We start from the raw sequence: 7,707 nt of genomic DNA, 5'->3' as shown, positions 1-7,707 counted from the left end.
CAGCCAGCCGGGCACGTCGGTGGTGAAGCCCACGACTTCTACCCGCTCGCCAAACTCGGCCTGCAGCTGCGCAAGCGCCGCTTTGCCCGCCGCCGGCAAATGCTCCAGCTCACCGCCCACGAGCGCCACCCGCAACGCCGGAAACTCGCGCAGCAAAGCTGGGAACACCCACGTCAGTAGCGCCGCCGCCCGCTCGCCTTTGCCGCCGTTGAAGCGCCCGATAAAGGCAATTCTCAATGAGGAATGAGGAATGAGGAACGAGGAGTTGTCGGAGGGTAATTCCTCATTCCTCGTGCTTAATTCTTCATTGCCGAAGGCGACGCCATTGGGGATAGCCACTATTTTGGCCGGCGCCATCTTCACTTCTGCCATCAGATGCTCGCGTAGATTCTCGCAAATGGCAATCACCTTATCGCCGTAAACGTCAAACAGCGACGTAGACGTGTGCAGGTGCTGGCGGCCGTGCACCGTGCTCACCAGCGGCACCCGCAGCCCACGCAACGCGAAGTAGCTCACCCAACTGGCGGCGCGCGAGTGGCAATGCACCACGTCAATTTCTTCCCGCTGCACGACTTGCCGAATAAGCCGGGCGTTGCGTAGGCGCTGGCCGTAGCGGCGGTTCACGATGGGCGCTTTGAGCTGGGTAGCCCCGGTGGGCAGTTGGTCCGAATCGGAGAGCAGCCACACTTGGTGGCCCTGGGCGCGGTGTGCCTCGGCCAGCTGCACGGCGTAAGCCACCGAGCCCGCGAAAAACTCAGCCGACAGAACGTGGAGAATGCGCATGGCGCAAAGGTAAGGTAGGCCGTGGGGCTGGAAAGGGCATAAAAGAACGTCATGCTGAGCGCAGCCGAAGCATGACGTGTTATTGCACCATTACACCTTACCCCCAGGCCCGGCCGGCCACGTTGTCGAGGTACTTCTGGCCGCTGCCGGTATTGAGCAGCAGGATGCGCTCGTGAGGCTGGATTTCGCCGGTGGCCAGGAGCTGGCGGGCGGCCGTCCACACCGCGCCGCCTTCGGGGGCTACAAACAGGCCCTCGTGCTGGCCGAGGTCGCGCATGCCGGCCAGCATGCCTTCCTCGCTCACGCTTACTACCGTGCCGCCCGATTCGCGCAGTACGCGCAGCATCAGGTTTTCGCCCAGCGGGTGGGGCACGGCCAAGCCGTTGGCCAGGGTGGCGCGGCCCTGGTACGCGTGGCAGTTGGGCTGGCGGCCCTCGTAGGTTTCGAGCAGCGGGCAACAGTTTTCGGCCTGCACGGCTACCATGCGGGGTAGTTTCACGTCGGGGGCGAGCCAGCCGAGCGCCTGCATTTCCCGGAAGGCTTTCCAGATGCCGATGAGGCCGGTACCACCGCCGGCGGGGTAGAGCAGCACGTCGGGCAGCGTCCAGCCCAACTGTTCGGCGATTTCGTAGCCCATTGTTTTCTTGCCTTCGAGGCGGTAGGGCTCTTTCAGGGTCGAAATATCCAGCAAAGCGCCGTCGGTGTTGCGCTGGCGCACGCGGGCACCGCAGTCGCTGATGAGGCCATCGACCAGCTCCACTTCGGCGCCGTACCAGTAACACTCCTCCTTGAAGGCGGCAGGCGTGTGGCGGGGCATCACCACCACGGCTTTGAGGCCAGCGCGGGCGCAGTAGGCGGCCAGGGCTACGCCCGCGTTGCCAGCGGTAGGAATGATACAGCCGTCCACGCCCAGCTCTTTGGCCTTCGACACGGCCATGCTCAGGCCGCGGGCCTTGAAGGAACCAGTGGGGTTCTGGCCCTCGTCTTTGAGGAGCAGATGAGCTAGGTCGTAGCGGGCGGCCAGGCGCGGCAGGCGCAGCAGCGGCGTGAAGCCTTCGCCGAGCGTGACTTTGTTTTCTTCGTGTAGCAGCGGCAGCAGCGCGCCGTAGCGCCACATGGAGGCGTCGGCCTGGTCGATGATGGCGCGGCTTAGCGGCCCGTGCAGGTCGTAGTCAGCCACCAGCGGTACCTGGCAGCAGGCCGACACGCGCTGCAAATCGAAGGCGGAATATTCGGTGCCGCAGGCCGAGCAGTGCAGCGCGGCGAGGCGGGAATCGGAGGCGACCAGTTTCATGGGGCAAAGTACGGCGGTGCCTTACCCGGGGTATGCCTTTCAGAAATGGGGTTTTGGAATAGCCTATGCCCTTCCGGAATAGTAGCGCCGTGTGAATTGCAGAAAGTCCTTGTAGGGCGCGTTGTTCTCGGTGCCCTTGCGCTGAATAAAGTTAAACTCGCGCCTGAGCGGAAAATCCTTGATTTTTACTTCTGCGAACTCGCCCGAGGCCAGCTCCTTCAGCACGGCTTGCCGGGGCAGGAAGGCCAGGCAGTTGTCGACGCGCACGAAATTCTTGAGTGCCTCAGTACCGCCCAGGCGCACACGCACCGGCAGGGCGGCCAGCTTGATGCGGTGCCGGGCCAGGGCTTCTTCGAGCACGGCCAGCGTGCCCGAGCCGGCCTCGCGCAGGGCCAGCGGCGTGCGAAGCAGGTCGTGCACTTCGAGCGTGCGGGTTTCGAGCGGGTTGCCGGCGGCGCACACGGCCACCACGTCGTCGGTAAGCAGGGGCGTGTAAGTGACGTGGCTCACTTTGTGGATGCCCTCGATGATGCCCAACTCGATTTCGTGGTCGAGCAGGGCGCGCAGAATGTTGTCGGAGTTGCGGTTTTTGAGACTGAGCTGGTGGTGGGGGTGCTTTTGCAGGTAGGCCGACACCACAGGCGGCAGCACGTAGAGCGAGATGGTGGTACTGGCCCCAATGAGCAGGTGCTGCGTGGGCGCGAAATCGGGGCTCAGCGCGCTCATTTCCTGGTGCAGCTCCTGCTGTAGCTGCTTGGCCTGCAGCAGCTTTTCGTAGAGCTTGCGGCCGGCGGGGGTAAGCTGGATGCTGCTGCCCAGGCGCTCGAACAGGCCGGTTTTGTAGTGTTCCTCCAAAGCTTTCACCTGCTTGCTCACGGCCGACTGGGTGGTGAACAGCGCCTGGCTGGCCTTGGTGAAGCTCAGCCGCTGGGCCACTTCGAGGAATACTTCGTGCGGGTGCGAAAGCATGGGTTAAGGGGGCAGGCTGAACAATGTAGAGACGCATACTTGCGTCTCGTCGTTGAACGAAATCATTCATACGAACTCCAAACGACGCAGCCGACGAGACGCGAATACGCGTCTCTACCCCAGCCGGCGTTGGAACGCGGCCAGAAACAGGCCCACGTGGTAGCCGTCGCCCAGGCCGTGGTGCAGGTGAACGGACACGGGCATCTGCCGCGTTTCACCTTCCTGAAAAACCTGGCCGAAGGATATTTTGGGGCAGCTGTCGGGGTGCGAGTAGCTGCGGGCGTGCGAGAGGCTGGTGAAGCGCACCCACGGAATAGCGGAACAATGCACGGTATCGGGCCGGCCGGTGGAGTCGTTCAGGCGCAGGCCGGTGCTGGCTTGCACGGCGGCAATCTCGGCCTCGGCGGCGGCGATGAAGCCGGGCAGCGCGTCGTTTTGCTCGATGAAGGAGAAGGCGAAGGTGTGGTCGGGCCGGCCGAGGGTGGCCGAGGCGTGAATGCGGTCGTACAGGTAAACCTGGCCGTTTTCGATGCGGTAACGGAAGGCTTCGACTTCGTTGGCGGCTTCGAGGGCGTGGTAGAGGTAGTAGAGGAAAAACGACACGCCCAGGCGCTTGGCTTCGGCTTGGGCGGCGGTGCAGTCCACGTTGGCCGTGAGGCCGAAGAACGGTTCTTCGAAGGCGGAGAAGAAGGCGAAATGCTCGCGGCGGGGCCAGGTTTCGAGGTCAATCAGGTGCTTCATGGCGGGCAAAGGTCGGTAGCTTTGCGGCGCCAACCGCCACGCCATGCCCACGCCCTCCTTCATCGCCTTCGACGCCGACGACACCCTCTGGCCCTGCCAGCCGCACTTCGACAATGTAGAAGCCGAGCTGCTCAGGCTGCTAGCGCCTTATGCCGACACCGATGCCATCAACGCCCACCTCTACGACGTGCAGCGGGCCAATATGCAGCTGTTCGGCTACGGGGCCAAGTCGTTCATGCTCTCGATGATAGAAACCGCCATTCAGCTTTCCAACGGCGAGGTAAAGGGCCACGAAATCCAGCAGATTCTGGACCTGGGCAAAGATTTGCTGCGCTTCGCCATCGAGCCGCTGCCCGACGTGGTGGAGGTGCTGACGGAGCTGAAGCAGCGCGGGCACCAACTCATTCTACTCACCAAAGGCGACTTGTTCGACCAGGAAAGCAAGGTGGCCCGCTCCGGCCTGGGCGACTTTTTCGACTATGTCGAAATCGTGAGCGAAAAGGACGAGCCCACCTACCGCCGCCTTTTTGCCCGCCTCGGCGCCACGCCGGACAACTTCGTGATGATAGGCAACTCGCTGAAATCGGACATTCTGCCGGTGGCCAAGCTTGGTTTCCCGGCCATTCACGTGCCCTACCACGCCAACTGGATTCATGAGCACGTGCCGGCCGAACTGCTGGCGGGCGTGGAGTTTCGGGCGGTGGCGCGGCTGCGGGAGGTGCTGGCGCTGGTGTAACCCCACCCCCGGCCCCTCCCCTCCGGGGGAGGGGTGACACGGCGGCGCGTACGTTGACAATCGTCAGGCTCCCCTCTCCCGGAGGGGAGGGGCCGGGGGTGGGGTCCCGGCGCGGAGGGCGACCTGGCCGAACCAAGCACAACATGCCCGACTTCACCACCCTGCGCTACCTCCACCACGGCAACCGCCGCCAGCAACGCGCCCACGCCATCCTAACTGCGCTGGGTTTATGGACAGTCCTGGCGGATTTCCTGCCCGTCTTGGCCGGTACTATCCCGCTCGATATCGACATTCCCGGGAGCGACTTGGACGTGCTGTGCGAAGTCCCAACTATTGAAACGCAACGCTTTATTGAACTGCTACAGAAACACTACGGCCACCGGGCCGGCTTCCGCCTGACGCAGCCCGTCATCAACGGCAAGGCATCCATCATCTGCAATTTCCGCTACTGGAATCGGGAAATCGAAGTTTTCGGCCAAGCCGTGTCCACCGCACGGCAGAACGGTTACCGGCACCTGTTGGTGGAAGCGTCCGTGCTGGCAGCCGGTGGCGAGGAATGGCGACGGGCCGTGCGGCAACTCAAAAAGCAGGGCTTGAAAACGGAACCGGCCTTTGCCAATTTGTTACAATTATCCGGCGACCCTTACGTGGCATTACTGGAATTAGAGGGCAAAACCATTGCCGAATTGCGGGCTTATCTGGCTCAAATCAAGCTTATTCGCAACCGCTGAAAAAGCCGGCCGCGCGCCCCAATACGGCACCGCTTCCGGCGTTGCAATAGAATCCGGGCTTCTCGCTACCTTCCGGCCGGTTTCACCCCTTCCACCCCACCCCATGCTGGCCCGTTACCGCTTTTTGCCGCTGCTGCTCGTGCTGCTGGCGGCTGCCTCGTGCTCGAAAAAAACCGCCCAGGAGCAAGCCGCCGAAACGGCCCAGACCGACGGCGACGAAATCGACCCGTACTCCAACCTCGTTTTTACCTTCGATGAAAAGGTGGTGGACGAGGACAAGCAGAACCGCTGGGACACCACGCGCTACGTCACGTTCTCGCCGAATATTCGCGGCAAGTTCAAGTGGACCGGCGACCGGGAACTGACGTTTTCGCCGCTGGAACCCTTCCGGCCCAGCACGGTTTTCTCGGCCAGTTTGCGGCCTGAGGCGCTGCCCAGCGACAAGCAGAAGCTGGCCCTGAACCGGCCCAAGTTCCACACGCCCTACCTGCGCATGGCCGCGCCGCAGGTGTTCTACGGCAGCTCGAAGCGGGCGGCGGGTACGGCCGAGTTGCGCGCCAATCTGGTTTTTAATTACCCCGTGCGGCCTTCGGATGTGAAATCGCGCCTGAAGGTGACGCAGGGCGGCAAGCCGGTGGCGGTAGAAGTGAATTCGGCCGAGCCGGATGATTTGGTGGCCGTTACCTTCATGCAGGACGTGCAGCCGGGCACGCCCGTGCAGATTGACATCGCGCCCGGCCTGCGCCCAGCGGCCGGCACCAAACCCACCGAGCAAGCCCTTTCGGCCCAGGCCGAAATCCCCGACCAGAGCACGCTGGAAGTGCGCGAGCTGACGGGTTCGCTGCTGAACGGGCAGCCGGTGGTCACGGTGCTGCTCAACCAGCCCGTGCGCGTGGCCGACGTGCAGCCCTACCTCACGGTGAAGCCGGCGGTGGCCTTTTCGGTGGAGGCGCTGGAAAGCGGGCTGGCCCTGCGCGGCGGCTTCGAGGTGAGCAAAACCTACCAGATTTCGCTGGCCGCCGGCACGCGCGGCGTGCTGGGCGGCAGCTTGGGCGAGGAATTCAGCCAGGCCGTGTCGTTTGGCGACGAGCGGCCGAGCCTCACCTTCACCAGCGCCGACAAGGCCATGTACCTCGACGCGCTGGGCGCCCGCAACCTGGGCTTGCGCATCAACCAGGTGGCCAAGGTGAAGGTGACCATCGCCAAGGTGTATGCCAACAATATTCAGCAACTGCTGCGCGGCGAAAAGCAGTACGGCTACCCCGAATACGACGAGGACGAGCCCCGCGAATCGAACACCGACGAGAACGGCGACTACATCGACCGCAGCTTTCAGTACTACGACACCGAGAACATCGGCAACGTGCTGTCGGAGCGCACCATTTCGGTGGACGGGCTGCCCAAGGCCGACGGCCTGCGCCTGCTCAACCTCGACCTGAAGGCGCTGGAGTTTCAGGGGCCGATGAAGGGGCTGTATGTGGTGCGCGTGCAGGACACCGAGCGCCAGTGGCTGCAAGTGAGCAAGCTGGTGGCCGTCACCGATATCGGCCTGATTGTGAAGCAGGGCGCCACGGGCGGCACCACGGTGTTTGCCAATTCCATCCGTTCGGCCGAGCCGATGTCGGGCGTGACGGTGAACCTCGTGAGCTCGAATAACCAGGTGATTGGCACGACCACCACGGACAAGTCCGGCGTGGCGCAGTTCGACTCGGCGGCCAGCATGAAGCGCTTTACGCTGGGCATGATTACGGCCACCCGGGAGGCCGATTTTTCCTTTCTCGACCTTACCAAGAGCCGGGTCGAAACCTCGCGCTACGAGGTGGGCGGGCTGACCTCGAACGCAGCCCACTACCAGGCGTTTCTGTACGGCGACCGCAACCTGTACCGGCCCGGCGACACGGTGCGGACCAACGCCGTCATCCGCACCGAGGACTGGAAGACGCCGCCCACCGGCCTGCCCGTCAAAATCCGCCTGCTTCTGCCCAGCGGCAAGGAATACAGCAGCCTGCGCCAGAAATTGAGCGCGGCGGGCAGCTTCGAGAGCAGCTTCATTTTGCCGCCCACCGTGATGACCGGCCTCTACACGCTGGAAGTGCTGACCGGCAACGACGTGCTGCTGACCTCGCGCCCCGTGAGCGTGGAAGAATTCATCCCCGACCGCCTGAAAGTGACCGTGACGGCCGCCCCCGCCGTGCTTCGGCCCGGGCAGGACGTGACGGCCACCATCGCGGCCGTGAACCTGTTTGGCCCGCCGGCGGCCGACCGCAAGTTTGAGGTTGAATTCTCCCTGAAGCAGAAGACCTTCGCGCCCAAAAATTACCCCAACTACAGCTTCACCATCAGCAGCGGCGAGAAGCGGCGCAGCAGCGACGACGGCGAGGAAAGCAGCGAAAGCGCCCTCACCGCGCGCTTCGAGAAAACCGTGCGCGAGGGCGCCACCGACGCCGCCGGCC

Annotated in this window: 7 protein-coding genes; 3 read left to right on the top strand and 4 right to left on the bottom strand. The window is 63.6% G+C overall.

Annotated features, from left to right (window positions below):
- The 4 genes from ACYVDE_RS10320 to ACYVDE_RS10305 form a co-directional block, all read right to left on the bottom strand.
- Positions 1-783, bottom strand: a 783-nt coding sequence (locus ACYVDE_RS10320; protein WP_460501431.1) for a glycosyltransferase, incomplete at its 3' end; no start/stop codon positions are given.
- A gap of 97 nt (positions 784-880) precedes the next feature.
- Positions 881-2,077 (bottom strand): PALP domain-containing protein, encoded by a 1,197-nt coding sequence (locus tag ACYVDE_RS10315; RefSeq protein ID WP_460501430.1) that lies wholly within the window; start codon positions 2,075-2,077, stop codon positions 881-883.
- A gap of 63 nt (positions 2,078-2,140) precedes the next feature.
- A complete protein-coding gene (locus ACYVDE_RS10310; protein WP_460501429.1) occupies positions 2,141-3,046 on the bottom strand; it encodes a LysR substrate-binding domain-containing protein in 906 nt (301 codons plus the stop codon).
- A 114-nt stretch (positions 3,047-3,160) separates the two neighbouring features.
- Positions 3,161-3,787, bottom strand: a complete 627-nt coding sequence (locus ACYVDE_RS10305; protein WP_460501428.1) for a CatA-like O-acetyltransferase — start codon at positions 3,785-3,787, stop codon at positions 3,161-3,163.
- Positions 3,788-3,830: 43 nt separating this feature from the next.
- Here ACYVDE_RS10305 and ACYVDE_RS10300 point away from each other — a divergent pair, with 43 nt between their 5' ends.
- From ACYVDE_RS10300 to ACYVDE_RS10290, 3 genes are all read left to right on the top strand, one after another.
- Entirely contained in the window at positions 3,831-4,523 is a 693-nt protein-coding gene (locus ACYVDE_RS10300) for an HAD family hydrolase (protein ID WP_460501427.1), read from the top strand.
- Positions 4,524-4,666: 143 nt separating this feature from the next.
- Positions 4,667-5,254 carry a DUF4269 domain-containing protein gene (locus ACYVDE_RS10295; RefSeq protein ID WP_460501426.1) on the top strand — a complete coding sequence of 196 codons (588 nt, stop codon included), beginning with the start codon at positions 4,667-4,669 and terminating at the stop codon, positions 5,252-5,254.
- Between the two features lie 103 nt (positions 5,255-5,357).
- On the top strand, positions 5,358-7,707 hold a 2,350-nt coding region (locus ACYVDE_RS10290; RefSeq protein ID WP_460501425.1), incomplete at its 3' end, for an MG2 domain-containing protein.

Source organism: Hymenobacter agri (assembly GCF_054778495.1).
This window is presented reverse-complemented; position numbering and strand designations above follow the sequence as displayed.

What these genes read in the sequence shown, in the direction of transcription:
- ACYVDE_RS10315 (WP_460501430.1), bottom strand. Translation starts at nt 2,077, where the DNA reads ATGAAACTGGTCGCCTCCGATTCCCGCCTCGCCGCGCTGCACTGCTCG.
- ACYVDE_RS10295 (WP_460501426.1), top strand. Translation starts at nt 4,667, where the DNA reads ATGCCCGACTTCACCACCCTGCGCTACCTCCACCACGGCAACCGCCGC.
- ACYVDE_RS10305 (WP_460501428.1), bottom strand. Translation starts at nt 3,787, where the DNA reads ATGAAGCACCTGATTGACCTCGAAACCTGGCCCCGCCGCGAGCATTTC.
- ACYVDE_RS10300 (WP_460501427.1), top strand. Translation starts at nt 3,831, where the DNA reads ATGCCCACGCCCTCCTTCATCGCCTTCGACGCCGACGACACCCTCTGG.
- ACYVDE_RS10310 (WP_460501429.1), bottom strand. Translation starts at nt 3,046, where the DNA reads ATGCTTTCGCACCCGCACGAAGTATTCCTCGAAGTGGCCCAGCGGCTG.